This window comes from Spirosoma foliorum (assembly GCF_014117325.1).
Lineage (GTDB): Bacteria > Bacteroidota > Bacteroidia > Cytophagales > Spirosomataceae > Spirosoma > Spirosoma foliorum.
Window position 1 is genome coordinate 1,636,213 of sequence record NZ_CP059732.1, and the last position, 23,576, is coordinate 1,659,788.

The window sequence follows — 23,576 nt, forward strand, 5'->3', positions numbered from 1 at the left end:
GCACATAGATAATATAGAGGTGACATTTGAGAGGCTTTTTACCCCTCTATAAGATTAACTCCCCAAAACAGGAGGGAATATAATTTAGTGTGAATAATGGATGATTTACGAATAGAATTATACTAGTTTTTGTCATGAACTGTGTCAAAAAACAAGTTTTAAGCCAAATTTTGTTTGGATAGGCTGAACCCATTGACGAATTCAATATTCTTCTTCACCACCACAAACACCTGATGCAACAACTTATTCATCACCGCCACCATCGCCACTTTGTGGCATTTACCCTTGGCCCGTAGCCGATCATAAAGCGCTTTACAGCCCAAATTGTATTTACGGGCCGAACGAGCTGCCATGTATAAAAGGCCCCGTACATACCCTAAACCCGTGCGGGCCATCCGACCACGCCGACGAACCGAACTGCCCGATTGAGTTTGACTGGGGGCAATGCCCACGAACTTAGCTACCGCTTTGGCTGACTCGAATCCAGCCAGCCCATTGGTGGCCGTGCACAAGGCTTGAGAGGAAGCCGGCCCAATCCCCTTGACCCGCTGCATCCGCTCCGAAATGGCCTGCAACTCCTGTTGACTCAGCTGATCCAGTTCCTCTTCAAAGAGCGCAATCTGAGTCAGGTAGCTCTGTTGGAGAACCAGCAGGCTAGCCTTGACTTTCTGACTGGCCCGGGGGTCGAACGACAGCGCATGAAGCTGATTAGCCACCGCTTGCTGACTGATTCGCAGGTCGTTGAGGTGTTTGTGCTGTTGGCGAAGCTGATGTAGAGACTCATCGGCCAGTTGCGAAGGCTGGGGCTGAAAGACTTGTCCGTAGCGCGCCAATAGTGCCGCATCGCTCCGGTCGGTCTTGCTGATAGACTTCAGAGTGGCGGCAAAGCCTTTGCTTTGGTTGGGCGTAAGGAGGCTAAAGGGGCGATTTTGCAGGGCTAATACCCAAGCTAATCGAGCCGAATAGGTACCTGTATGCTCGAAAATGAGGTGGCTATTGGCGGGCAGTTCAGCAGCCCATTGCTCAATGGAGTCCGCTTGGTTGGGCAGGGTTTGATAGGCCCATTGGGGTTGCCCATTGGCATCGATTCCGATTTGGTAGCTGATGTGTAAGGTCTCTTTACTGACATCAACCCCGTAATAGATAGCTGGTTGGTTCATGCTAAAAACGAAAAAAGCGGGATACTACTCATGCTCTCGACATCATTGTGAAACGGGCTATATGCCCACTGAACTGTCCGGGTTCCATGAGATTGGCTCTCCAGGCTACCGATCATGACAACCGGTCTTTTAGACCATCCCGACGTAGGTATGACCTGGAGAACCAAAGATTATTTGTTCAGAGCAAACTTACAATCCCGACGTCAGGAGGGATCTTGGGCAACTGGTTATTTACCGAAGATCCCTCCTTGCGTCGGGATGACAAAAAACAAAATCACAAACAGTTGATAATCAAGCAATAATTTTAGAGTCTATCCATTATTCACGTTAATTTAGGTCTATCAAGTCTTGTCTAGGGAAAGTATAACGAAACAGTAGAAGCTGAGCCGTATAAGTCCTAATGCAAAAAAGCGTAGGGTTGAATTGTATCTAAAACATACAATTCAACCCTACGCTTTTTACTCTTATTTGTAATCTACGCTGCGCTAGCTACTTCACCAACAACATCCTGCCATTCTTTTAATTCAGGAATACCTGGCTTCCGCTTGCCGAAGATTAACGCAATGTTGTTGCCTTCGCTATCAAATAAATCAAGACCGGTTACGATACCGTCTTTGGTTGGTTTGCGCGTTACCCATATGTGATGAACTTGATCTAAACGCAGGTGCATATTGAATTCCGGGTCCAGCACATTATACCAGGGGCCTGTGACAACCAATTTCTTAACTGGTCCGGTATGGATCTGGATACAACCGGCGCTGGCTGCAAAAATCATGATGGGTAGTTCGCGTTCAGCTACCGTTTCGAAAAGCTGGGTGAGTTGCTCGGACGAGATCAATTGAGCATAGCCTTTGGGGGCAAACCGGAGCCCCTGTTCGCGGTCAAGTTTGTGCTTGCGCAGCAGGCCAAAAAACTGGTGAGTATCTTCCATGGCCAGCCATTCAGCCTGAAACTCCTGAACGTTGATGTCTTCGTCGGGCGTAAGCGCTGCCTTTTCGGGATAAGCTACCGTCACGATCGGGCTGTTCTGATCGGCCGCCAGGTATTTTTGAACTAGGGCGTCATAGGCAGCTACATCGGATTTATCCGTCAGGTAAATCTTGTGTACGGCAGCGCCATCCAGATCAAAAAACTGAAGGCTCTTGCGACCATTTTCATCAACGGCAAATCCAAAATGCCAATGCGACATGAATAGGCGCAGATCGATGTCCGGCCCTAGAACCAGCCCTGTCTGATCGTTGAACGATACTTTTTCGTAAACGCCTTTACGCTCGTGAACCACGTTATCGTTACGGGTCAACGCCATCACATGGCCCAGGCTTGTTACGTCTTTCAGTAAATCCCGGAAATCACCTTCCAACCGCTGAACGGTTTCGCCAACTTGTGTGGCCAGCAGTTCGGCTTCGCTTGTGCCCAGTTGTTTAGCGGCATCGCGGATTCGGGTTTTTGGGTTTTCCAGAGTGAAGGCTGCCCAGCGCTCTTTGAGGCTTTGTGTTGTAGTCATGGATAATTGATAGTTTATTTTTATTGTTGGTTAGAAGAAAACTGGTAGTGTTGTGGGACGACCATGGGGCAGCCCATTTCGGGATGCTCAATGAGCCATACTTTCAAATTAAAAACGCGGTGGATCGTTTCTTCCGTGATTATCTCTCGGGGTGTCCCGATTGCTTCGACCCGCCCCGCGCGTAGCATGACGATTTGATCGGCATATTGGGCGGCCAGATTCAGGTCGTGTAAAATCACGACGACGCAGAACCCTTTTTTAGTGAATTCATGAGCAATTTCCAGCATTTGATGCTGATGCAGCAGATCGAGCCCGGTGGTTGGTTCATCTAAAAATAGAATTCCCTGCTCCACATCCCAGATTTGCGCCAGTACGCGGGCCAATTGTACCCGTTGTTGCTCACCGCCCGACAGCGTTGTAAAAATGCGGCTGGCAAAATCCCACATACCCACTTTCTTTAGGGCCAATTCGGCAATGGCAAAGTCTTGCTCGGAGGGATGAAACTCAAAATGAGGATACCGGCCCATCAGGACTAATTCGCTGACCAGAAACGGAAAGACAACGGAGTTTTGCTGCGGTAAAACGGCCCGAAACTGCGAAAGCTCTTTGTCTGAATACGACGGAATCGCCCGGTCGAAGAGTTGAATTTCACCTGTGAACTTAATGAGTTCACGGGTGCATAATTTGAGCAGCGTTGATTTACCTGCTCCATTAGCCCCAACAATGGCCAGCAATTCGCCCGGTTTTGCCTGGAATGAAACCCCATCGAGCAGTTTCCGATTTCGTATCTGGTATGATATGTTTCTGACGTCTAGCATAGTTGTTATAAATTAGGCTCACCGCCGTCTGTTTCGAAACAAAATCCACAGGAAGACAGGTGTTCCGATCAGCGCGGTAAGAATACCAATAGGCAGTTCAGCTGGAGCAACCAGCGTTCGGGCGAGGGAATCGGCCAGCGATAGTACAATGGCTCCGCCCAGAGCAGAGCCTATTAGTACACGACGATGGTCGGAACCGACACCGATACGGATCAGGTGCGGAATAACTAACCCAACAAACCCAATGATGCCCGCTACTGCTACCGATGTACCCACCGCCATCGTGGCAAAAATGATGACCTGCCGCTTCACGCTCTTTAGGTTCACTCCGAGCATGCTGGCCTGACTTTCGCCCAGCGCCAGCAGGTTTAGGGATTTGGCTAAGCGGGGAATACCCAATAAAGCGATCACCGTAAAAGGCAGGATGGCTAGTACGGATGTCCAGCTAGCGCCCCCCAAACTTCCCAGGCTCCAGAATGTGATGTTCCGAAGTTGTTCGTCGGTTGCCAGATACGTCATAATGCCCGTTATCGCGCCAGACAGCGCATTAATAGCGATGCCAGTTAGCAACATGGTTGTAATCAGATCCTTGCCTGCTACGCGAGCAATGCGATAAACGAAAAAAGCTGTTGCGCAGGCACCCAGAAACGCCACCACCGATAAGGCATACATGCCCATAACGCCCGTGAGTTTTTGAAAAAACGATACTTCCAGAACGATCATCGTCACGGCGGCTAATGACGCCCCCGACGAAATGCCAATCAGACCCGGATCGGCAAGCGGGTTTCGGAACAGCCCCTGAATAGCAGCCCCGGAAATAGCCAGTCCTGCGCCAATCAAAATCGCCAGACAAACCCTGGGCATTCGAATCACCAACAGGATTGCCTCTTTTGTTCCATCAACCTCCACCGTTCCGCCCAATAGTTTCCGAAGAATAAGTCCGATCTCGTTGGGTGTTATGTATACAGCCCCAATCCCAACCGATAGGACAATCGTTACCAGTAAGACGATGACCAAAACGGGCATTAACCACGGATTGATGGTTGTTTTGAGCACCGATTTTTGGATTGCCTTTGTGGCAGATGGTGGGTCGATTGTGGCGCTGGTCATGACGGGTTAGGCTTTAGGTTTGATGGTGATTTTCTGGGCAAGCTCCTGTAAGGCTTTACCTAAACGTGGGGAGAATCCACTCAGCAAATGGCCATCCATGTCGATGATCCAGCCGTTTTTACCCGCATTTGTTTGGGCAATGCCCTGTACTTTCAATAGTCCTTCGTTGCCACCCAGACTTTGAAGCCCGCTATCGAACAACAAAATCACATCCGGATTGGCCGTAACCAGTGCTTCTGCCGTAAGTGGCTTGTAATTTTCGAAGTCAGGCGTGGCATTGACGCCCCCCGCCAGTTCGATCATCTTGGCAACCTGTGTTCCCCGGCCCGATACCATCATGGTGCCGGTGCCACGAGCATAAATGAAGAGTACTTTAGGGCTATTCATCGCCTTTTTGACCAGCGCCAGATCGGCGTCCAGTTTCTTGATAAGAGGTTTGGCTTTAGAGCCAACCTGACAGGTTGTGGCTACGTCCTGAATGAGTTTTTTAGCACCGGCAATGCTATACTCCTGCTGAAACGAGATAACCTTGATACCGGCGGCTTTTATCTGCTCAACCACTTCAGGTTTCGTACCTGCATTTTCGGTGGTGAGTACCAGCGTTGGTTTGAGAGAAATAACCCCCTCGGCCGAAATGTTCCGGTTGTGGCCAACTTTGGGTAGGCTTTTCAACGACTCGGGATAGGTACTCGTTACATCGACGCCAATCAAATGTGGCTGCAAACCAAGATCGCACAGGATTTCACTGACCGTGCCATCGAGCGATACAATGCGAACTGGCTCGTCGGTACCTGGTTTGGCCGTAAGAACCGACAAATTTCCTAGAAGTAAGATCCACAAAAGGCCAATAAGCCGCGTTGTGGAAAGGGCTGATTTTATCATACTGATTTTTGATTTATGCGCACAAACAGGCATTTTTCCGAGGAAACTGCCTGTTTGTAGCTGGCCTGATTAGCTGGCTTTTTTAACCAGTTTGAATTCGAATTTTGGATTGCCTCGTACACCACCATCGTTGGAGATGAAGCTAATGAACTTCAGTTTGTACACGTTGCCGGCAGCATCCTTAACTACGTAGAAGCGATCGGTTTTTACACCGATTGGTGTTCCCTGCGTTACCCGCCAGTTTGACCCAATTACGGAGCGATCTGCCTTGAAGGTTGTTGTCGCAATGTTACTTTCAACATACGCATCATACGTAACTGTGCTAGTTAAAACTTCAGCAGCCGTTACACCACCCAGATAGTTGATGTACACCTGATCGGAGAAGTAGTACGGAATGTTGTTAGTACCATCGCTAGTGATGTAGATACCGCCAGTCCATTCAATATCCCATTTTGCTTTGGCAGGTTCAACAGCTACAGCCGCGCCGGTATCGAACGATACAAAGTTGAAATTGTAGGCAGCATCTTTCGTAATCGTAACCGTCTTAAAGGTTGTTTCTTTAATGCCTGCATACTGGAGGGTATATCCTGTAGTGCCATTACGCAGTACCCGGAGTTTTATCCAACCTTTGGGTGCTGTACTACCACCTGTACCTCGGTTGAGAATAAACACTTTATTGTCCGTGTCGGTAGCCGAGATGCTTGGAATTACGGTTTTCGTCAGATCGCCCGATACATCATCTACTAATTTCAACCCTGATGGACTGAAATCACTGGTGCTCAAAACAAGACCAACTGTATCGGCTGCTGTTACCTGGGTCAGATCGTTCTTCGACAGGCTAATGGCGGCAGCACCCGTCATGTTGTTAATAATTACCCGGAAATCGGTACTCGTAGAGAAACCTAAATCCCAGCTCGACCGCTTCACGGAATTTTGGGCATTGTTGCTTAAATCGACGAATACCGCATTGACAGCACTGGAACCGCCCGTTCCGCCGTCGAGGGTCAGCGTCGTACCCGACGAAACAATAGAGGTGAATTTAACGGTAAGCTGTTTCGTGGTTCCAACAATGACTGGACTACTTGCCGAGGCAATCGAGAAGGCAACGGTTTCTGTTCCGGCGAGGAAAAGGTCAGCCGCTTTAGTCAGTTTAAACGAAGCTTCGCTGGCGCCCGCTGGAACCGTTAGAGACAGGGTGTTTGTCGTGACGGCTGGCGTTGTTGTAAATTGGGTACCATAGGTAATGCCAGAAGGCGTAACCTGTAACGTTACGGGGGTAGCAGCATCAACCGCCCGAGATAATTTCAGTTTAATGGTCGTTTCGGTAGTGGTTGCATCAATACCTTGCTCTGCGCTTTCGAACTGCACTAAATTGTCAGGTAGCGGTGGATCAGCTTCCTTACAGGCATTTAGCGTACTTACCACCAGCGCGAACATGATTATAACTACTTTTTTCATTGGAATTTGGGAGTTTGACTTGGTAAAAGACATTAATAGGGTGTGCTGATGTAATGAATGATGAATGATGAATGATGAATGAATTTTTATAATTAGGGACTTGTGGTTTTAATCATTCATCATTCATCATTCATCATTCATCATTAGTTTTTATACCACTGGAAGCTCAAACCGGCGAAATACGAACGACCATAGCTGTAGGGTACAGGACCGGCTGTACTGTGGGCACTGCCCGTATCGGTTGAGGTATTGGCTAACCGGGTGATGTTGAATAGATTTTTTACACCCGCATTGAAAGTCAGGTACTTATTGATCGTTTTCGTGAGTGTGGCATCAGCCCAATGGAACGCTGCGATTTCCGTTAACGTAGCCGATACCTTATTGTCCGACGTTACCGTTGCGGTATAGCTGGGTCGTTGTCCTGTGTATTTATAGAAAAGACTCAGCTTCGTTCCGATCTTTTTCAGGTTATACGTCAGGTTCGTATTTACCTCCGTCGACCAAACAAACGTGGGTAGCGAACCATAGTTGGTCGTATCCGAGAGCAGGCTGTTGTAGCGACCGATGTAGGAGAAGCCCACCGTTGCCTGAAGATCTTTCCAGGTAAAGACATTCTCCAATGTGGACCCCGTTGTTTTAAACTTATCGATGTTGATCGTCATCGAGATGCTGGGGTTCGTTGGGTCGACACCATAACTGATCAGGTTATTGAAGTCATTGTAGAAAACTCCGAGCGTTGATTTGAATTTCGAGCTGATTTGTAAGACCAGCGAGCTGTTGAAACTGTTGGAGGTTTCTGCTTTCAGATTAGGATTTCCGCGAATGGAGTGACTGGCATCGAAAAAGTTGAAGTACAATTCACGTAAAGCGGGTGAACGGAATCCACGCGCATACGATACCCGAAGATCGAGCTTGTTCGTGAGCGAAAATTTGGCGTTAAGGGAAGGAATGACAGGTGGGGCGTCATACACCGAATTCTTGATGAAGCGAAGACCCGGACGAATGTTGATTCGGGAACTGGGGCTTATTGTTGATGAAACAAAAAAGGCATAATCGTTAATCGTAGGAGAGCCTAAAATTCGGTCTCCCGAGGCACCGTCCAGATTGACGTCGAAACCCGGTTGTAGCGAGAACGCTGACGAAACGGTGTAGTAAGCCGTAGCTCGGTACGTCTGACTCGCAAATTTCGATATATCCTGTTCGCCCGTGCCGAGCGAAAGTGTTCGTAGGCCAGTAGTCAAATCCAGAATCGTAGTCTGCGTCCGACGCTGGTAGTCGGTGTACGAAGCCTGTCCGTTGATCTGAAAACGATCGCTTGCTTTCCAGAGGCCCTGCAATTGATGCACATACCGATTGGTAATGTATTTCTGATCACGCGCTAGATTGGTATTTACATTGGCAGCCCCCTGGCTAAGCAGGTCTTCTTTCAGGGCATCTAATCGATAATAGATGTTCGCATTTTTCGCATGATACCCAACTTTGCCATGACCAAATAGCTGATCTTTTGGTAACCAGTCATTTACCCGGCCTTCTGAAAGTCCCTGCCAACCACCGAACGTATTATTCGTGACGCCCGCCGATACGTTCCAGCCCTTTTTTTGCCAGGTAGCGCCTATATTTTGTAGATGCACACCTTGCTTGTTGAGAAAATTATAGTCGCTACCGGCTGTTTCTTCCTGAACACGAGCCGTGATGCCTAACCGCTCAGCGCCTGGTTTTTTGGTGATGATATTGATAACGCCTGCCAGCGCATCTGAGCCGTACGAAACCGACATAGGGCCTTCGACAATCTCAATGCGCTCAATGCTGTTGATATCTGTCTGATTAAGGCTTTCCCGCGTGTCGCCCCGGTCGACCATAGGCAATCCATCCAGGAGTATTTTTACGCTTCGGCCCGTCATCCCCATCAACTGAACATCGGTTGTGCCGAGAGTCAGGTCATTGGAGAACCGGAAACCAAGTTCATTATTCAGAACGCCCATAACGTTTAACGCACCGCGTAAGCGGATACGCTCACTGCTAATAACGCGTACCTGATACACTGATTTTTTGATCGACTGCGGTTCGTATTGGCCTGTTACCACCACTTCATCGAGGGCATTACTACCTGCTTTTAGTCGAGGGGAAACAACGGTTGGTCTATTGGCTTCAACCTGAATTGGCTGACTGACAGCTTCATACCCGACCATCGATACCTGTAATTCATAGCTCCCAACCGGAACATTCGCTACGTTGAAATGTCCCGACCCATTGGCTATTGTCGCCTTTTTCACGCCTTTAATCTGCACGGTAGCAAATGCCCCCGGCGTACCATCTGCCAATAAAATTGTTCCCTCAATGCTACCGACTGGTTGTTGAGCCCAAAGAGTAGTTGTATTTATCAGCAGAGAGATAAGCCATGCTGCCAGCAGCGGAGAGGTATACGTCTTTTTCATAATAACTAGGTAGCGTTCTGAAGGCCAATAGGCTGTTCAGCGGGAGCTGTTAATGCCTAGAGTGAATGGGTAAATTGTAGCGATTCTTATTTAGACAAAATAAAAACAACGTGCAAATGTACTAAAGCATCTGATTCGAGCAAGTGTTATTTAGAATTTATATGAATAATATTTTTGTGTTCATGTGAAAAGCGAGTGCCGAATGCACGGCATAAGGTGCGGTGTGGGGGAAGTAATTGTAGTTGTATGAAAAGTCTAAGCAGCTATGCAGATTAAGGTTTATCTTCAATCTCACCGGGTTAAAACCCGGCGCAAAAACAGAATGGATGAACTGCGCCGGGTTTTAACCCGGTGAGATTGAAAAATAAAAGAGTGGCATTTTCCTTGGTTAATTAGTGAAAACCAATTCAGGATCACACGAATTAAACCCGTTGAGCATAGTTCAGAGACTACGCCTAACAAAGTCTGCTCACTGATTGTAGACCATCACTAAATAGATTTCCTTTCTAACGAATAGGTATATACGCGTGCGAGTGGGAAGCAAACTAACACGACTACCGCTGACTGTTAAGAGTCAAGATGAAGTTGATTGTTGTCCAGAAAATCGTATAAATCCGCCATCGCGAGCGAGCCATTTATTTTAATCTGTAAGTCCAGTAATTCATCGAAGGTAAAGACAAACACCTCGCCATCAGATCCAGGTGGGCAAAGCATCAATTGGTTCGATAGTAATCGATTATGACATCGTATTTATTGGTGTCGACTGGCCGATGCGCTCTAAGAATCGCTAGAATCTTCTAGGATCTATTCTAAACCTAGTGTTACTTAAAGAGTAGTCTGGCGGCTTTTTGTATTTTTGATGCTGTAACTCATCTTCCATGACTAAGCATCGACTGACTCTAACGGCCACCGAACGTACAGAATTACTGGCTAAAGTCCAAAAAGGCAAAACAGCCGCTAAACTCATCCAAAAAGCACAGGTGCTTTTGGCCAGTGACGAGGCTGTCGAACGCCAGAGCCAAACTACGATTGCCGCCACCTATCATCTCTCCACACGCAGTGTTGAGCGGATTCGCAAAGAATTTTGTGAGCAGGGCATGGCGGTCTTTGATCCAAAGCCCCGCCAGCCCCGTTCCGACAAAAAGCTGACGGGGGAAGTGGAAGCTCACTTGATTGCCATTGCCTGTAGCGAACCACCAGTCGGTGAAAGCCGCTGGAAATTACAGGCTATTGCGGATCGACTGGTCGAACTCCAAGTAGTTGAAACGCTTTCTCACACGAGTGTGGCAACGGTGTTAAAAAAAACCAACTTAAGCCCTGGCGGGTCAAGGGATGGGTGATTCCGCCCAAGCAAAGTGCCGATTTTGTGTACTATATGGAACAGGTTTTAGCTGTTTATGAGCGACCTTATGATGAGCGGTTTCCCGTTGTTTGTGTGGACGAATCACCCAAACAACTAATCGAAATCAAGCAATATCGTTCCGCCGACGGCACACGCATCCAAGATTCCGAATACATCCGGCGGGGCGTAGGCGAGATTTATATGGCCTTTGAACCCTTGGCAGGGCAACGGTTTGTCGAAGTCAAAGACGATCACAAGGCCATTACGTGGGTGGGTGTGCTAGCCAATTTATTGGACGGCCCTTATACAGACTGTGTAAAAATGACGGTGGTTGGAGATAATCTGAGTGCCCATAAACCCAGTGCATTTTATACAGTTTTTGGGGCCGAGAAAGCCAAAGCGTATCTGGATCGATTGGAGTTTGTCTATACCCCCAAGCATGGCAGTTGGCTTGACATGGCTGAGATTGAGTTGTCCATCTTACAGCGTGATTGCCTGAATCGGCACATTGCGACCAAAGAGTTGCTGGTAGCAGAAATTACCGCCTGGCAAGCAAACAGAAATGCCAAACAAGCGAAGGCGAACTGGCAGTTTACCACCAAAGATGCCCGAGTAAAATTACATAAGCTATACCCGACAGTTTAATCTTTAGACAACACTAGTTCATGAGATTCAAGGCTAAAATGCGTTCGGCTTCCAGCACCGGCGCTCCTTCGGTGAGTAATTCGCAGAACAGGTCCAGTTCGTCTTCGGTGAATAAAAGAAAGTAATTGGGCATGGGTGTGGTCAGCAGTAACTCCTTTCCGTGCGTGGTGCAGAATGGTTGCATATCGAGCCGGTCGTGCATGATTTCGGCAAACGATGCAAACTGGTCGAGTGTCAGGCAGAAGAGGGAATTTTGAAAGGCCACGTTGACGGTACGGCAAGACGCGCAAATACCCACATAGCCCAATTCGTTCTGTGCAATCGTGCGAAACTGATGATGATGCGTCATAACAATAGTATGCGTGCTTGATCTGTGGAGCCTTTTCTTAATTTACATGATTATAGGCTCTGGATAAGCTCGTTACCAACAGCGCTGCGGTACTAAGTAAATTTCGCAGTTCCAGAAATTCGGAGTGGGTTAGTGAGCCCAGTAGGGCAATGATCAGCGCCGTGTATGGGGTTTCCTTTGTCAGTTGCCTGGCGTAAGCCGAACTCTGATTCAAATCAATGCTTAATACGGAGTTATGCAGGAAATGGAACTGTTCGGCGGTCAAGAGTCGGTGTAACGAACCAAACGTGAACGCGTATTGAAATTCGGCATCCGTATGCAAGATGATTTCTCCCTGCTGGGTGCGCGCAACGCATAAAGGGCTTTTTATCTGGTTATTCATGAGTATCCTTGTTTTGTGCCTGAGCGGGCGACCGATGCTTTGCGAGTAATTCCTGAACAGCGACCGCCACGCTTAGGGCTTGGTACACTCAATCGAGTATGGAAAAGAACTAAGTGGTACTTAATTCATAGATTTTGTCAGCAAAGTACGCCAGTACAGACCCGTTACAGCTTTCCTCAATAGCTGATTTAGACTGACCAAATCGCCGAGTAAACAGCTGAATTTGAGGTTGGTTCGTGGCATTTCGAACTGAATTTGTTCCTGATAGGGATTATGATAGACCAAATCCCGCAAGCTATACTGACTGACCCGTTGCGCTAACCAGCGCAGTTCGTGGCCGGTTAACCAGAGGGAAGTACTACCGTACTGAAAAGCTAAATTGGTACAGGTGGTAACCATTGACGTATCGGGTGTAAGCTCGCCAAATAAGATTACATGACCCATTGTACTTCTGGCAAGAACATGACAAGAGCTAGGCATTTCGCATTGTCTTAATTTAAGGCAAACCTAAGTCTTGTTTATATTGATTCCAAATAAGTGAGATTATTATTTAGATTTTTTCTAAATAAATCGGTTGCCTGATGAAGAACACAGTGAGTAGAAGAGGTTTGCTAAAGGATTATGATATTATTTTGCTATATATAATACATGTGTAGTCTATATGCATTAATTTTGGTCCAGAAATACCTGCTGAGCAGAACCAACAAATCAACTGAAATTTTGCCTATTAGCTCAATATGCTGTTAGTTTAGATTTCTAATCGATTATGTATAAGGAGTTTATAGTTACTAGTCAATTAATACACCTGATTTTTTAACGACCATGGCCTCTAAAAAGAAACAATTAATCCGCGTTGTCTTTGATGTACTCGACGAGATGAAACAAAATATCCGTTCGGATGAAGATCTGGCGGTTACGGCTACGGACCCTGATGAAGCCATTGATTGGGTATACGCAGAAATGCAGCGGCAGTTTAATCGTTCAGATATTCGATTGTCGAGAGTGCGAATTTGTGCCTGACATACAGGCGTGTACCTAGAGTCAATAATGCGGATCATCTATATATAATACAGGGCTTGTAATTAGAGAAGAGGTAACCCGTAAAATCGCCTGACGTATATGCCTAATCGTTGACGGAAGATTGATGGTTTACGTGGACAATTTACGGAGAACCTGTTCCAGATCGGGGCAGGGTTTTAGTCTGTAAATTGACTAAAAACAGAAGGAAAGTACCTGTTTTACCTAAACGTATTTCATCTGAAATATAGAGCTATAGCCGTGTTCCCTCGAAAGTTTACTTTTGGAGAAAGTGTTATCTTTGTACGATCAAAACACATCCTTTAGCGCATAAAGGACTATTGTCAGTCAGGAGGACGACCTCCCCCAGAGTGGGAACTGATTCGGGACGGCCCGGCCATTTAAAATGGTCAACGCCATGTCTTGGATTTATTTAGTTTTCGCAGGCCTCTTAGAGGTTGTTTGGGCCTATTTCATGAAACAGTCGGCAGGTTTCACCCGACTCATTCCCTCACTAATTACTGCCGTTGCCCTGGTCGCTAGCTTTAGCTTGCTGGCTCTCGCTATGCGTACGCTACCTCTGGGTACAGCCTACACAATTTGGACCGGTATTGGTGCCATAGGCGCCTTTATTGTTGGTATTGTCTTGTTTCAGGAACCCATTACGACTGCCCGTTTGGCTGCTGCTTTGTTAATCATAGCGGGCCTTCTACTCATGAAACTCGCATCGGACTAAAAATTCCCATAGCATTGATGAAAAAAGTATTGCAGTAGGATGATAGTATTTTAGGTTTATAGATGAAGTGTATCAGCTAGCGTAATTAATCGATCGTAAACGAACAATTTACTATGCAGAGCATTCGAAAGTATTATCTCTTGTGTCTTTGTCTGAGTCTTTCCTGGGCTATTCATGCGCAGGAAAGACCAGATTTTTATCGTAAGCCCGTTAAACAAGGCAACGGGTTTATGCTCAGAGCAGGTTTAAACTATACCATACCGACGGTTACTGCTTATTATGTCAACGGTAGTATTCCGCTGTCTATTCTTGGGGGAGTAAGGCCTAAAATGGGCTTTTATGTGGGTGCTAGCTATTATACAGATTTAGCCACGAATCGATTGAGTCTACGATTGGATGGCACATTGCAGCAAAAAAGTACCAAAACAGTAAACCCGTATAATTCGTACTCGGCCACCATGAGCTATTACTATGCAGGTTTTGCTCCACTGATTGGTTTGCAATTGGCCGGGCCGCTGACAATCTACACGGGCCCTGAAGTTAACCTGATGATCATCAATAAAAATGCCTGGGGAAGGGTAACCCCATTAGACATTGGCCCAACGGTAAAATGTGTCTATTCCTTTCAGAAAATCAAGGCAGAAATTAGCTATTCCAGAGGGTTTGTCCGGTATGACCATTTAGATATTAACCTGCCTGGTGGACCAGCTAAGCATGATTTTTATAATCAGACCTTACAGGCCGGACTTGTCTATTTATTAAACATCTGATAAGATTGATGATACGTCTCCACATCCTCTGTCTGCTCGTTTCGCTGCCAGCTTTTTGCCAGGTAAGAGCAGTTGATCAATTTGATTCAACTGGTTCAACACTCCCATCGCCATTTTCAACAAATACGCACTTACTAAAGGCTGGAGTAGGCGTACCGCTGTTCAGAGGAAGCTCTGTTAGTCCAGGATGGAAAACAATTGGGCTTGATGCCTCTTATGAAAAAATTATACGTTCAGGACTAGTCTTTTCGGCCGGACTTGAAACCAACTATGGTTTCGGGCCTGGTTCCCAATTGTTTACAGTTGAGATGCCCCTCGCTTTAAAATATTACCTGCCTATTTGGAAGAAAAAGCAACTGGCTAGTAACAAATCTATTTTTTTTAATCCATATATCGCCTTCCAAACCCAAAACGTGCTTTTCGCGAATCTGCGAGCCAATGCTGAATCTGCCTGGGGGGCAGTAGCAAGTACGTATTATCGGGGGCAATTTTTAAGGCAGCGAACCAATGTTGGCATTATCAACGAAGGGTTTAACCTGTTTCAGTTTGGTTATTGCATGGTTGGTGGGCAATTTAGAGTGTCGGCTAGCAACTACCTTGACGTGAACGTAGTTGTTCCAATATCGGCCCTGGCGTTTCATAAATCAGAATATGCCTTGTACATGCCCGCTTACGTTACCCTTAAGTATGGTGTATTTTGGTAGTAGGTAGCTCACTGCTGGAGATGCCTAAACTGACATGATATGATACTTCCTAAAATTCGGGATAAACGGTTTATTACGATTCGTCGTGGGGGCACATTGACAGATGAAGACCATCGTCTGTTGGCGATTTGGGCGGCTCAATGCGCCCAACATGTATTGCCTTATTTCGAAGAAGCGCGCCCGGATGATGACCGTCCAAGACGTGCCCTTGAATTAACTCAGGCATGGGTCAATGGGGAAATTAACATGAAACAGGCGCATATGGCTGCGTTTACAGCTAATGCAGCTGCTAAAGAAGTATCGGGAGCCGCGAAGTTTGCTGCTTTATCGGCTGGACAGGCTGTGGCTGTAGCCCATGTGGCCGCCCACGAATTGGGCGCTGCGGCCTATGCCATCAGAGCGGCAATGGCAGCCGCTTCCGATGATAAAAAAGAGTTAGCTAAAGCGCAGGAATGTCAATGGCAACGTGACCAACTTCCTGAAAGCATTCTGGATCTTGTGCTCGACGATCAACGGTTGCGAAATGAACTCTGCTGGTTTGTGTTTACCTGAACCTGTTTGGATTTTCCTGATTCTGTTCAAACCAGGTAGATTTTTTGTCATTCCGACGATAGGGGGAATCTCAAAATCCCCCATAAGTCAAGCTTGAGATTCCTCCTATCGTCGGAATGACAAAGTCAGGTATTTTTAGCCACAATAGGAAAACTTAACTAGGATACTTGTTAAAACACAGCATTCCTAATCTGAAGCCGCTCGCTTATTCTTCGTCTTCCTCAACATGCCCATGAATGTAGCCGCCGGGCAGTTCTTCCTGATCTTCTAACGGCGTATTTCCTGGTTCGTGCTGTTCTTCCTGATGTTGAGCAGGCTTGCTGTCGGCAGATGAGCTGCCTCCTTGATTTGCTTCGTTTCCTGGCGAATAGAATCTAACGGTCTTCATAGCTGTTTCGTTTTCGTGCGAATTACTATCTAGAAACTAATGAACGAAGTGAAGGTTTAAAAAAATTTAAAGATATGTCTGTACAAAATCGTGATGCCCCGGACTATTGCAGCAGACTTGACTATCTACAACTATGCTACCATTCATAAAACACCACCAGGGATTTGAGCCGCCTGAAGAGCTGCGAGATGCCATCAAGGATTTTTGGTACGCCAGAATTGACCTCGAGGAACAACAATCCAGCTTTGACGTACTACCCGATGGCTATGCCGAGCTAATTTTTCATTTTGGAGGCCCCTGTAGTATTGTTACCAGCGCAGGTTTGCAGTCATTGCCCTCGCCGTTTATGATGGGCCTGCTCAATCAACCGGTTCGGTTACACGCGGAAAAGGAGTTCGAGTGTATTGGTATCAAGTGTTATCCCTGGACAGTGTTCGATTTGCTTGGTCTACCCTCTAAAAAAGTTGGTCTTCACTTTTTTGAGCATCCGATTGCCCGGCTTCAGGCCACGTTGAATGAGTTGGTTATGTCTGGTAAAATCGAGGAAGCAATGACTCAGGTTAAGCACTATTTCCTGAAGGCAAGGATTGGAATTGCCACAGATAGTATGCTCTATAAAGCTGGAACGGCGATGCGGCAGGCAAATGGAACGATGCCGGTAAGTGGGGTTGCCGCTGCGGCTCATGCCACAGTGCGTACCCTGGAACGGAGATTCAAGCAGTCGTCCGGCTATTCGGTTAAAGACGTGTCTGCGTTAATGCGCTTTGAACAGGTACGCGACCAGTTATGGTTTAATCCCGAGATGAGCCTGGCTGGTCTCGCGCATGAGGTAGGTTATTCGGATCAGGCCCACCTCAGTCGAGAGTTCAAACGGTATAGTGGCACTTCACCAGCGGTATTTGCTCGGGAAGCGAAGAACCACAAACAAGTAATGCAGGCCGATTTTGTCGCGTTTGTTCAAGACTAGCGCAGTGGTATTCCCGAATTTTGTCAAAAAACGGGATACAAATGGAATCGTTAACTGAAAAAAAGGTGCTCGTTTCGGGTGCAAGTTTTGCTGGCCTTTCAACCGCTTACTGGATGAACAAGTTAGGCTACAAAGTAACTGTTGTTGAAGTAGCAAACGGACTTAAACTGGGCGGAACGCCTGTTAATATAGAGGGGAATACCGTCGACATCGTTAAGCGGATGGGCATTTTTGAGCAAATTCAAGCCCATCGGCTGGTTATGGAAATGCTGGAATTTAAAAATGAAGATGATGTTACGGAGGGGAAAATCAGCCTAAGAAATGAAGGCGAAGAACTGCCAACCGAGGACTGTGAAATTGAGCGAGACACATTACTTCACCTATTAGTTGACCGTATCAAGAACGATGTCGACTTCATTTTCAATAACAGCATTACAGCGCTAACCGAAACAAACGATGCCATTGACGTCAGCTTTAAAGATGGCTCACAACAGACGTTCGATTTAGTGTTTGGCTGCGACGGAATACATTCGGCTGTGCGAAGGCTTTGGTTTGGAAACGAAGCGGATTACTTGCATTTCCTGGGTCAGTATTTTTCGATTACCATCGTAAACAAATTGCTGATCAGAGAAAATACCACCCAATTCTACAATGTACCCGACAAGGCGGTCATGCTGAATGGGTACAACCAGAAGACTGATATCGTTTTTTGCTTTCGCTCAGACGAAGAAATTCCGTACGACTATCGGGATGAAGCCCAACAACGGAAAATTATTTTGGATCAGTTTAAGGGGGAAAGCTGGCGAATTGCAGAGTTACTGGAGGAGGTGAAAAATTCATCAACGTTTTACTTCGATAAACTCTGTCAAGTAAAAATGCCATCCTGGACCAAAGGTAGAGTGGCATTAGTGGGCGATGCCGGTTATTGTGCGTCGCCAGCTGCCGGAAAGGGTGGGTCGTTAGCTATAGATGGCGCTGCCGCCTTAGGGGATGCTTTTCAAAAACACGGCGACGATTTTGACTTAGCCTTTCAGGAGTACAATCGAAATTTTCGCCCCTATATTGAGGAAGTCCAGGAAAATGTGGTTCGAGTAGGCTTAGACATCCTTGTGCCAAGAACCGAAGAAGCGATTCGCATTAGAAACACGCAAACGACGTCTTTTTAGGATAATAGAACGCTGATTTTTATGAACGCTATGATCTTAAGGTTATTAGTAGATGCCGAACTTGTTTAAACTTAATGGATTGTTTTTGTCATGCTGACGAAGGAAGCATCTTAAAATGGCCTAATGATCTAATCTGGAAACGTTAAGATGCTTCCTTCGTCAGCATGACAAAAAGCAGCCTGGTTTAATCTAGAACAGGGAATCACAGTAAATCTTAATCGTCCTAAAAATCAGCGTTCTAGTATTTTTCATAATGAAACAGGTAGTTCTATTGCTCCTTTGCCTAAGCTGGCGTGTGTCCCTCGCACAACTGAAAGTTAATTCAAATCATCGGTCCTTTCAGGATGAAAAGGGGAAGCCTTTTTTCTGGATGGGCGATACGGCCTGGGAGTTGGCTCATCGACTGGATCGTCAGGAAACAGAAACCTATCTGGAAACACGTCGTCGGCAGGGGTTCAATGTGATTCAGGTGGTAGCCTTGCCCTTTGCTAATGAAGTCGATAATAAGAAACCGAACCGCTACGGCGACTTCCCATTTGTCAACGACAACCCCGATCAATTGGCCATTACGCCGGGTAATAATCCCAACGATGCCGCTCAATACGACTATTGGGATCATGTCGATTTTGTGATTCAAACTGCCGCCCGGAAAGGATTATATATTGCGCTGAGCCCCGTTTGGGGTGATCATGTGTCTCCTCACTGGAGTCCGAAAGGGGTTATTTTTAATGAGCAGAATGCGCGTTCGTATGGAAAATACTGGGGGAGCCGCTACGCTAATCAATGGAATATCATTTGGGTGTTAGGGGGCGACTGCCCACTTGTGTACGAGAAAGATAAGCGGCACTACGACGACCGACCCGTTTGGCGGGCAATGGCAGCAGGGATTGAAGAGGGGGAAGGAGCCAAACACCATCTGATGACGTTCCATCCGAAAGGGGGGAAGTCTTCGTCAGAATACTTTCAACAGGATAACTGGCTGGATTTTAATGCATTTCAATCCAGTCATGGCGCTCGTGGTACAGATGCCTGGAATTGGGTTACGCGGGATTTAGCATTGAAACCTACGAAACCTACGCTCGATATGGAGCCCTGTTATGAAGATCATCCCGTTAACCCCTGGGACGGAAAATGGACTCGTCAGCGCGGGTATTTCAATGCGTATGATATTCGTACCCGGCTTTATCGAAGTGTTTTTGCCGGGATGTCCGGGTTTACCTATGGCCACCATCAGGTCTGGCAGTTTCTGGATACAACGCGCTTTATTCCGCTGAGTGTTGGCGATACAATTATTGGCTGGAAACAGGCGCTTCATGCCGAAGCCACCGGGCAAATACAGTATCTGAAACAATTGATGCTCTCGCGACCCTATTTTTCCCGAGTGTCCGATCAAAGCCTGATTCGCTCAGTCAAAGGAACCGACTATCGGGATTTGGTGATGGCCGCGCGTGATTCGGCCGGGACTTACATAATGGTCTACCTGCCTCAGCGCGCGCCTGTCACCGTTGATGTAACGACGATCCCGGGAAGCCAAAAACAAGCCTGGTGGTTTGACCCCCGAACCGGCAAGGCTATCCCCGATCGGTCGGGGCGGTTTACTGGGGTTGTTACGTTTACCCCACCTTCGCAACCGAGCGCCCTGGCAACCGATTGGGTATTGGTTATCGACGACGCTGCACGAAAATACCCATTTCCGAAGTAATGATCTCGCAAAGAATCAGTACGGTAGGATCAATTAAACGAACGCCTGAAGGCTACTGGCGACTGGTTGGTTTTGGTCTTAAACAACTTGCTGAAGGATTGGGAATGTTCAAATCCTAGTTGATAGGCGATCTCACCAATAGATAAATTGGTTGTTGATAACTGCTGTTTGGCCTTCTCAATTAGTTTCTCATGAATGTGTTGCTGCGTTGTCAGGCCGGTTAGCGATTTCAGCAGACCACTTAGGTAATCAGGCGAAACGTTGAGCTGATTGGCTAGATAACTAACGGACGGCAAGCCTTTCTGCATCTTATCCATATCGTCAAAATAGCTGACCAATTGGTCATTAAGTTGCTCCAGGATTTGATGGTTAGTTATTCGGCGAGTCATGAACTGGCGCTGGTAGAAGCGCTCAGAATAGTTGAGCAGGGATTCCAGTTGGGAAATAATAATGTCGTGACTGAACTGATCCAGGTTGTTATGGTACTCCTGGCTGACGTTGTTAATGATCTGCGTCAGGGTAAGTTCCTCTTTATCCGACAAAAACAAGGCTTCGTTGACGGAATAATCAAAAAACGCATACTGCCTGATCTTTTTGGTCAATGTCGTATTCCATAAAAAATCGGGATGAACGAGCAGCATCCAGCCTGCTTGCTGAGGGGTAGCGTATTTTTGAGGTTCAAATCCGGTGATCTGGCCGGGTGCCATAAAGCTGAGCACGCCTTCATCAAAATCATACGATTGCTGCCCGTATTTGAATTTTATAGGAGCCTTAAAATGCTTTTTGAGAGCTATGCTATAAAAACCATGAACAACAGTCCCCGGTAAATCGTCAGGTATGTGGTCAACCGGTTTAATTTCGATGACGCTGATCAGGGGGTGTTCAGGTTTGGGCAATCCTAGCAGTCGATGAAACTCGCTGATGCTCTTGATCAGATGTGGTTGGCTTCTTTCCATAAGGCCCGTAAGCTATTGTTGTTTGTACACTTCGAAGGCTCGGGAAACGGCTTCCTTGTACGAAAGTGGCTTTCGAGCTAATAACGCTCGTATAGCCGAAGGGTTGCCGATCATATCCTCGCCAAGACCATCCAATGCCCCTTTTATGGCTCCCTTTGGTGATTTCGCCATGCGCTCAATCAGCGGTGCTGCAAATCGTAATAAGGCCAAGGGGATATGAATTTTTCGGGGGTGGGAATGGCCGATCACTTCAGCAGCTGTATCGATCAACTGATCACTCGTCAAGACATCGTCATTACCGACCTCATAGCACTGCCCAAAAGCTTTCGGTTCATTCAGGACACCAATAAGGTTGTAAACAAGATCATCAATGGCAATGCTGCGGTGCTTATTTTGCCCACTCCCGATCACAAAGGCCAGATTTTTCTGCGCATTTGCCAGTACCATATTGAAACCCTGACCACCTATACCAACGATCATGCCCGGCTGGATGATGGTTACGTCGAGATCACTGTTTAACAAATACTGTTGGGCTTTCCAGCGCCCGCGTGTCCAGGCATCTTTTGAATGTGCAGAAATGCCTAGGGAGGTAACATAAATCAGACGACGAACCTGGTGGCGTTGGCAACCCTCGACAATGTTTTGCAACCCATTCATTTCGATGTCCATAAAACCCTGTTCCGCCGTGCTGGAATGTTGGGGAGCCAGCGTATGTATGGACACATAAACGGCATCTATTGATTCAAGCGCCTGTTGAACAGAGGCTTTGTCCGTTATGTCTCCTTGAACGACTTCGCAGCCTGATTCCGCAAGGTCTTTGACTTTATCTGGATTACGGGCAAGACACCGTACCTGATAACCGTCTGCGAGTAATTGGCGGGTCAGGTAACGTCCCACAAATCCGGATGCGCCAATAACCAAAATCTTTTTCATAATTGATCGTGTTTTGTGGAGGCAAAGCTCCCGCCAATGCTGAAAAAGGCTGTAGCCAAATCAGGCTTTATTGTAGCCGAAATCGATTCAATGGCCCTTTGTTGGGCGTAGTCTCTGAACTACGCCCTGGTGTTTCCGCCGGGTGGCCGTTGCCATCTCCGACCGGTTTTCCAACTTAGTTCACTCCGGTCGGAGACCGGATAACGCTCGAACGTAGTCCATACTACGCTCAACGAGCAGATGTCAATCCGATTTAGTGAATAATTTGACCCAGTAAATCGACCACTTCGTTGATTTCATCGAGCGTATTAAAGTAGTGTGGAGAAAGGCGGATCAACCAATCGACTCTCTTCCGCTGAAAATCAATGACCGCCGAATTCGAATACTGGATGGTGAAGACGACCCGTTCACGGCGGAGAGCGGTCTCTAGTGCTGCCACCGATTGACGGATGGTGTGAAAGGTCAGAATATTACTTTGCTGAGTTCCCCGATCAAGTAGAACCAGGCCATCAATCTGTTCCAAACCCATTCGGAGTTGATGCATAAGTTGCTGGTTTTGCTGGACAATTGCTTCCAGACCTACCTGATTGGTATACCGAACGGCTTCGGCCAAACCAACACTAAGTAACGAAATCTCCTGTGGCTCAAACCGGCGGGCACTCGTCTGCAACGTATATGAATCTGGACCAGTCCAGTTAGCCGCCCGGCGATCAATGTACAGCGGAGCTAGCCCAGATTCTAGCGCCTTATCCGATACGTATAAAAAGCCCGTATTGCGGGGCCCACGCAAAAACTTGCGGCCAGTAGCTACCAAAAAATCGGCTTGAAGGCGGTTCACATCGAGCGGCAGTTGCCCCACCGATTGAGCTACATCGAGCAGGTACCAGACGTCGTATTGCCGACAAAGTTTACCCATCTCTTCGGCAGGCAGCACCAGTCCTGAGTTCGTGGGGATGTGCGTAATGGCCACCAGTACTGGATGGTGTTTCCGAATCAATTCCTCGGCATGCGTCAGATCCAGGTCGCCGTTGGGAAGATCATTAATCCGAAGTAATCGAATGCCTAGTCGCTGCTGCATGGACAGAAACGCAAGCTGATTCGAGACATAATCGTTGGACGTAGTCAAAATCGTGTCGCCTTCCTGAAAAGGAATAGCCGATAATATCCGGAAATAAGCATCGGTAGCGCTGTAGGCAAACCCAATATTGTGGAGCTGAGTATTCAGCAGTTGAGCCGTTTCGTCGTACAAGCGACCTATCTGCCCCATTCGTAATCGTTCGACTTCGTAACCACCCACCTGGGTTTCCTGCTGGAGATACTCCATCATGGCGGCCACGACAGGTTGAGGCATTAACGAAGCACCAGCACTGTTCATAAACAGGTTGTCTTGGCAACCCGGCGTATCGGCCCGGAGTTGAGCTACATCGAGATAAGGAGTCGTTTGGATTTGCATGGCGCAAAACAAAGAAACTAAGCTGTATGGAAACAGATACACTTTTGTGATTAATATACCATACAGTTTTATTGTCATTAATAATCTGGTTTTTCCCACCTAAATGCCGAGTCTTCACCCCTCTCCTGAAAAACAGGAGAGGGGACG

At 47.1% G+C, this 23,576-nt stretch carries 25 protein-coding genes; 10 read left to right on the forward strand and 15 right to left on the reverse strand.

The window, feature by feature from the left end; genetic code table 11:
• Positions 1 to 158: 158 nt before the first annotated feature.
• The 8 genes from H3H32_RS06620 to H3H32_RS06655 form a co-directional block, all read right to left on the reverse strand.
• Complete coding sequence (locus H3H32_RS06620; RefSeq protein ID WP_182457633.1) at positions 159 to 1,160, reverse strand: IS110 family RNA-guided transposase; 1,002 nt, start codon at positions 1,158 to 1,160, stop codon at positions 159 to 161.
• Positions 1,161 to 1,635: 475 nt separating this feature from the next.
• Positions 1,636 to 2,664: a hemin-degrading factor gene (locus H3H32_RS06625; RefSeq protein WP_182461947.1), complete on the reverse strand. Its 1,029-nt coding sequence runs from the start codon at positions 2,662 to 2,664 to the stop codon at positions 1,636 to 1,638.
• Between the two features lie 20 nt (positions 2,665 to 2,684).
• Positions 2,685 to 3,482, reverse strand: coding sequence for a heme ABC transporter ATP-binding protein (locus H3H32_RS06630; protein ID WP_182461949.1), 798 nt, complete (start codon positions 3,480 to 3,482; stop codon positions 2,685 to 2,687).
• A gap of 18 nt (positions 3,483 to 3,500) precedes the next feature.
• On the reverse strand, positions 3,501 to 4,592 hold the full coding sequence (locus H3H32_RS06635) for a FecCD family ABC transporter permease (RefSeq protein WP_182461951.1): 1,092 nt from the start codon (positions 4,590 to 4,592) through the stop codon (positions 3,501 to 3,503).
• A 6-nt stretch (positions 4,593 to 4,598) separates the two neighbouring features.
• Complete coding sequence (locus H3H32_RS06640; RefSeq protein WP_182461952.1) at positions 4,599 to 5,474, reverse strand: heme/hemin ABC transporter substrate-binding protein; 876 nt, start codon at positions 5,472 to 5,474, stop codon at positions 4,599 to 4,601.
• A 69-nt stretch (positions 5,475 to 5,543) separates the two neighbouring features.
• A complete protein-coding gene (locus H3H32_RS06645) occupies positions 5,544 to 6,932 on the reverse strand; it encodes an HmuY family protein (protein ID WP_182461954.1) in 1,389 nt (462 codons plus the stop codon).
• A 143-nt stretch (positions 6,933 to 7,075) separates the two neighbouring features.
• Positions 7,076 to 9,367, reverse strand: a complete 2,292-nt coding sequence (locus H3H32_RS06650; RefSeq protein WP_182461956.1) for a TonB-dependent receptor — start codon at positions 9,365 to 9,367, stop codon at positions 7,076 to 7,078.
• A gap of 567 nt (positions 9,368 to 9,934) precedes the next feature.
• Complete coding sequence (locus tag H3H32_RS06655; RefSeq protein WP_182461958.1) at positions 9,935 to 10,081, reverse strand: hypothetical protein; 147 nt, start codon at positions 10,079 to 10,081, stop codon at positions 9,935 to 9,937.
• Positions 10,082 to 10,245: 164 nt separating this feature from the next.
• Here H3H32_RS06655 and H3H32_RS37055 point away from each other — a divergent pair, with 164 nt between their 5' ends.
• On the forward strand, positions 10,246 to 10,707 hold the full coding sequence (locus tag H3H32_RS37055; RefSeq protein WP_220472550.1) for a helix-turn-helix domain-containing protein: 462 nt from the start codon (positions 10,246 to 10,248) through the stop codon (positions 10,705 to 10,707).
• Positions 10,704 to 11,354, forward strand: coding sequence for an IS630 family transposase (locus H3H32_RS37060; protein ID WP_220472671.1), 651 nt, complete (start codon positions 10,704 to 10,706; stop codon positions 11,352 to 11,354). The genes H3H32_RS37055 and H3H32_RS37060 overlap by 4 nt, the downstream gene beginning before the upstream one ends.
• A gap of 13 nt (positions 11,355 to 11,367) precedes the next feature.
• Here H3H32_RS37060 and H3H32_RS06665 read toward each other — a convergent pair whose 3' ends face one another.
• The 3 genes from H3H32_RS06665 to H3H32_RS06675 form a co-directional block, all read right to left on the reverse strand.
• Positions 11,368 to 11,703: a DUF6686 family protein gene (locus tag H3H32_RS06665; protein ID WP_182461960.1), complete on the reverse strand. Its 336-nt coding sequence runs from the start codon at positions 11,701 to 11,703 to the stop codon at positions 11,368 to 11,370.
• Between the two features lie 37 nt (positions 11,704 to 11,740).
• A complete protein-coding gene (locus tag H3H32_RS06670) occupies positions 11,741 to 12,085 on the reverse strand; it encodes a hypothetical protein (protein WP_182461962.1) in 345 nt (114 codons plus the stop codon).
• A gap of 120 nt (positions 12,086 to 12,205) precedes the next feature.
• Positions 12,206 to 12,529 (reverse strand): hypothetical protein, encoded by a 324-nt coding sequence (locus H3H32_RS06675; RefSeq protein ID WP_182461964.1) that lies wholly within the window; start codon positions 12,527 to 12,529, stop codon positions 12,206 to 12,208.
• A gap of 378 nt (positions 12,530 to 12,907) precedes the next feature.
• Between H3H32_RS06675 and H3H32_RS06680 the strand changes: the two genes are divergently transcribed.
• The 5 genes from H3H32_RS06680 (at position 12,908) to H3H32_RS06700 (ending at position 15,864) form a co-directional block, all read left to right on the forward strand.
• Positions 12,908 to 13,105: a hypothetical protein gene (locus tag H3H32_RS06680; protein WP_182461966.1), complete on the forward strand. Its 198-nt coding sequence runs from the start codon at positions 12,908 to 12,910 to the stop codon at positions 13,103 to 13,105.
• Positions 13,106 to 13,520: 415 nt separating this feature from the next.
• Positions 13,521 to 13,838 carry a DMT family transporter gene (locus H3H32_RS06685; RefSeq protein WP_182461967.1) on the forward strand — a complete coding sequence of 106 codons (318 nt, stop codon included), beginning with the start codon at positions 13,521 to 13,523 and terminating at the stop codon, positions 13,836 to 13,838.
• 113 nt (positions 13,839 to 13,951) lie between these two features.
• On the forward strand, positions 13,952 to 14,608 hold the full coding sequence (locus H3H32_RS06690; protein ID WP_182461968.1) for a hypothetical protein: 657 nt from the start codon (positions 13,952 to 13,954) through the stop codon (positions 14,606 to 14,608).
• Between the two features lie 8 nt (positions 14,609 to 14,616).
• A complete protein-coding gene (locus tag H3H32_RS06695; RefSeq protein WP_182461969.1) occupies positions 14,617 to 15,312 on the forward strand; it encodes a hypothetical protein in 696 nt (231 codons plus the stop codon).
• A gap of 39 nt (positions 15,313 to 15,351) precedes the next feature.
• Positions 15,352 to 15,864: a putative immunity protein gene (locus H3H32_RS06700; RefSeq protein ID WP_182461970.1), complete on the forward strand. Its 513-nt coding sequence runs from the start codon at positions 15,352 to 15,354 to the stop codon at positions 15,862 to 15,864.
• Between the two features lie 205 nt (positions 15,865 to 16,069).
• Here the strand turns inward: H3H32_RS06700 and H3H32_RS06705 are convergent, their stop codons facing one another.
• On the reverse strand, positions 16,070 to 16,252 hold the full coding sequence (locus H3H32_RS06705) for a hypothetical protein (protein WP_182461971.1): 183 nt from the start codon (positions 16,250 to 16,252) through the stop codon (positions 16,070 to 16,072).
• Between the two features lie 133 nt (positions 16,253 to 16,385).
• On the opposite strand from H3H32_RS06705, the gene H3H32_RS06710 reads away from it, so the two are divergent.
• The 3 genes from H3H32_RS06710 (at position 16,386) to H3H32_RS06720 (ending at position 20,087) form a co-directional block, all read left to right on the forward strand.
• Positions 16,386 to 17,219 carry an AraC family transcriptional regulator gene (locus tag H3H32_RS06710; protein ID WP_182461972.1) on the forward strand — a complete coding sequence of 278 codons (834 nt, stop codon included), beginning with the start codon at positions 16,386 to 16,388 and terminating at the stop codon, positions 17,217 to 17,219.
• A 41-nt stretch (positions 17,220 to 17,260) separates the two neighbouring features.
• Positions 17,261 to 18,385 (forward strand): FAD-dependent monooxygenase, encoded by a 1,125-nt coding sequence (locus H3H32_RS06715; RefSeq protein ID WP_182461973.1) that lies wholly within the window; start codon positions 17,261 to 17,263, stop codon positions 18,383 to 18,385.
• A gap of 253 nt (positions 18,386 to 18,638) precedes the next feature.
• Complete coding sequence (locus tag H3H32_RS06720; RefSeq protein WP_182461974.1) at positions 18,639 to 20,087, forward strand: glycoside hydrolase family 140 protein; 1,449 nt, start codon at positions 18,639 to 18,641, stop codon at positions 20,085 to 20,087.
• A gap of 29 nt (positions 20,088 to 20,116) precedes the next feature.
• On the opposite strand, the gene H3H32_RS06725 is transcribed toward H3H32_RS06720, so the two are convergent.
• The 3 genes from H3H32_RS06725 to H3H32_RS06735 all read right to left on the reverse strand — a co-directional run bounded on the left by H3H32_RS06725 (position 20,117) and on the right by H3H32_RS06735 (position 23,429).
• Positions 20,117 to 21,043 carry a helix-turn-helix domain-containing protein gene (locus H3H32_RS06725; protein ID WP_182461975.1) on the reverse strand — a complete coding sequence of 309 codons (927 nt, stop codon included), beginning with the start codon at positions 21,041 to 21,043 and terminating at the stop codon, positions 20,117 to 20,119.
• Between the two features lie 12 nt (positions 21,044 to 21,055).
• On the reverse strand, positions 21,056 to 21,976 hold the full coding sequence (locus H3H32_RS06730) for an SDR family oxidoreductase (protein WP_182461976.1): 921 nt from the start codon (positions 21,974 to 21,976) through the stop codon (positions 21,056 to 21,058).
• A 253-nt stretch (positions 21,977 to 22,229) separates the two neighbouring features.
• The gene (locus tag H3H32_RS06735) at positions 22,230 to 23,429 is read right to left on the reverse strand and encodes an aminotransferase class V-fold PLP-dependent enzyme (protein WP_182461977.1); all 1,200 of its coding nucleotides are present in this window, start codon (positions 23,427 to 23,429) and stop codon (positions 22,230 to 22,232) included.
• Between the last annotated feature and the right edge of the window lie 147 nt (positions 23,430 to 23,576).

Bases quoted from the DNA above. Each gene is read 5' to 3' on its own strand.
- H3H32_RS06670 (WP_182461962.1), bottom strand. From the start codon at position 12,085: ATGAATAACCAGATAAAAAGCCCTTTATGCGTTGCGCGCACCCAGCAG.
- H3H32_RS06680 (WP_182461966.1), top strand. From the start codon at position 12,908: ATGGCCTCTAAAAAGAAACAATTAATCCGCGTTGTCTTTGATGTACTC.
- H3H32_RS37055 (WP_220472550.1), top strand. From the start codon at position 10,246: ATGACTAAGCATCGACTGACTCTAACGGCCACCGAACGTACAGAATTA.
- H3H32_RS06675 (WP_182461964.1), bottom strand. From the start codon at position 12,529: ATGGGTCATGTAATCTTATTTGGCGAGCTTACACCCGATACGTCAATG.
- H3H32_RS06715 (WP_182461973.1), top strand. From the start codon at position 17,261: ATGGAATCGTTAACTGAAAAAAAGGTGCTCGTTTCGGGTGCAAGTTTT.
- H3H32_RS06710 (WP_182461972.1), top strand. From the start codon at position 16,386: ATGCTACCATTCATAAAACACCACCAGGGATTTGAGCCGCCTGAAGAG.
- H3H32_RS06655 (WP_182461958.1), bottom strand. From the start codon at position 10,081: ATGCTTTGCCCACCTGGATCTGATGGCGAGGTGTTTGTCTTTACCTTC.
- H3H32_RS06625 (WP_182461947.1), bottom strand. From the start codon at position 2,664: ATGACTACAACACAAAGCCTCAAAGAGCGCTGGGCAGCCTTCACTCTG.
- H3H32_RS06665 (WP_182461960.1), bottom strand. From the start codon at position 11,703: ATGACGCATCATCATCAGTTTCGCACGATTGCACAGAACGAATTGGGC.
- H3H32_RS06690 (WP_182461968.1), top strand. From the start codon at position 13,952: ATGCAGAGCATTCGAAAGTATTATCTCTTGTGTCTTTGTCTGAGTCTT.
- H3H32_RS06720 (WP_182461974.1), top strand. From the start codon at position 18,639: ATGAAACAGGTAGTTCTATTGCTCCTTTGCCTAAGCTGGCGTGTGTCC.
- H3H32_RS06635 (WP_182461951.1), bottom strand. From the start codon at position 4,592: ATGACCAGCGCCACAATCGACCCACCATCTGCCACAAAGGCAATCCAA.
- H3H32_RS06645 (WP_182461954.1), bottom strand. From the start codon at position 6,932: ATGAAAAAAGTAGTTATAATCATGTTCGCGCTGGTGGTAAGTACGCTA.
- H3H32_RS06650 (WP_182461956.1), bottom strand. From the start codon at position 9,367: ATGAAAAAGACGTATACCTCTCCGCTGCTGGCAGCATGGCTTATCTCT.
- H3H32_RS06735 (WP_182461977.1), bottom strand. From the start codon at position 23,429: ATGCAAATCCAAACGACTCCTTATCTCGATGTAGCTCAACTCCGGGCC.
- H3H32_RS06700 (WP_182461970.1), top strand. From the start codon at position 15,352: ATGATACTTCCTAAAATTCGGGATAAACGGTTTATTACGATTCGTCGT.
- H3H32_RS06725 (WP_182461975.1), bottom strand. From the start codon at position 21,043: ATGGAAAGAAGCCAACCACATCTGATCAAGAGCATCAGCGAGTTTCAT.
- H3H32_RS06620 (WP_182457633.1), bottom strand. From the start codon at position 1,160: ATGAACCAACCAGCTATCTATTACGGGGTTGATGTCAGTAAAGAGACC.
- H3H32_RS06695 (WP_182461969.1), top strand. From the start codon at position 14,617: ATGATACGTCTCCACATCCTCTGTCTGCTCGTTTCGCTGCCAGCTTTT.
- H3H32_RS06685 (WP_182461967.1), top strand. From the start codon at position 13,521: ATGTCTTGGATTTATTTAGTTTTCGCAGGCCTCTTAGAGGTTGTTTGG.
- H3H32_RS06630 (WP_182461949.1), bottom strand. From the start codon at position 3,482: ATGCTAGACGTCAGAAACATATCATACCAGATACGAAATCGGAAACTG.
- H3H32_RS06640 (WP_182461952.1), bottom strand. From the start codon at position 5,474: ATGATAAAATCAGCCCTTTCCACAACGCGGCTTATTGGCCTTTTGTGG.
- H3H32_RS06730 (WP_182461976.1), bottom strand. From the start codon at position 21,976: ATGAAAAAGATTTTGGTTATTGGCGCATCCGGATTTGTGGGACGTTAC.
- H3H32_RS06705 (WP_182461971.1), bottom strand. From the start codon at position 16,252: ATGAAGACCGTTAGATTCTATTCGCCAGGAAACGAAGCAAATCAAGGA.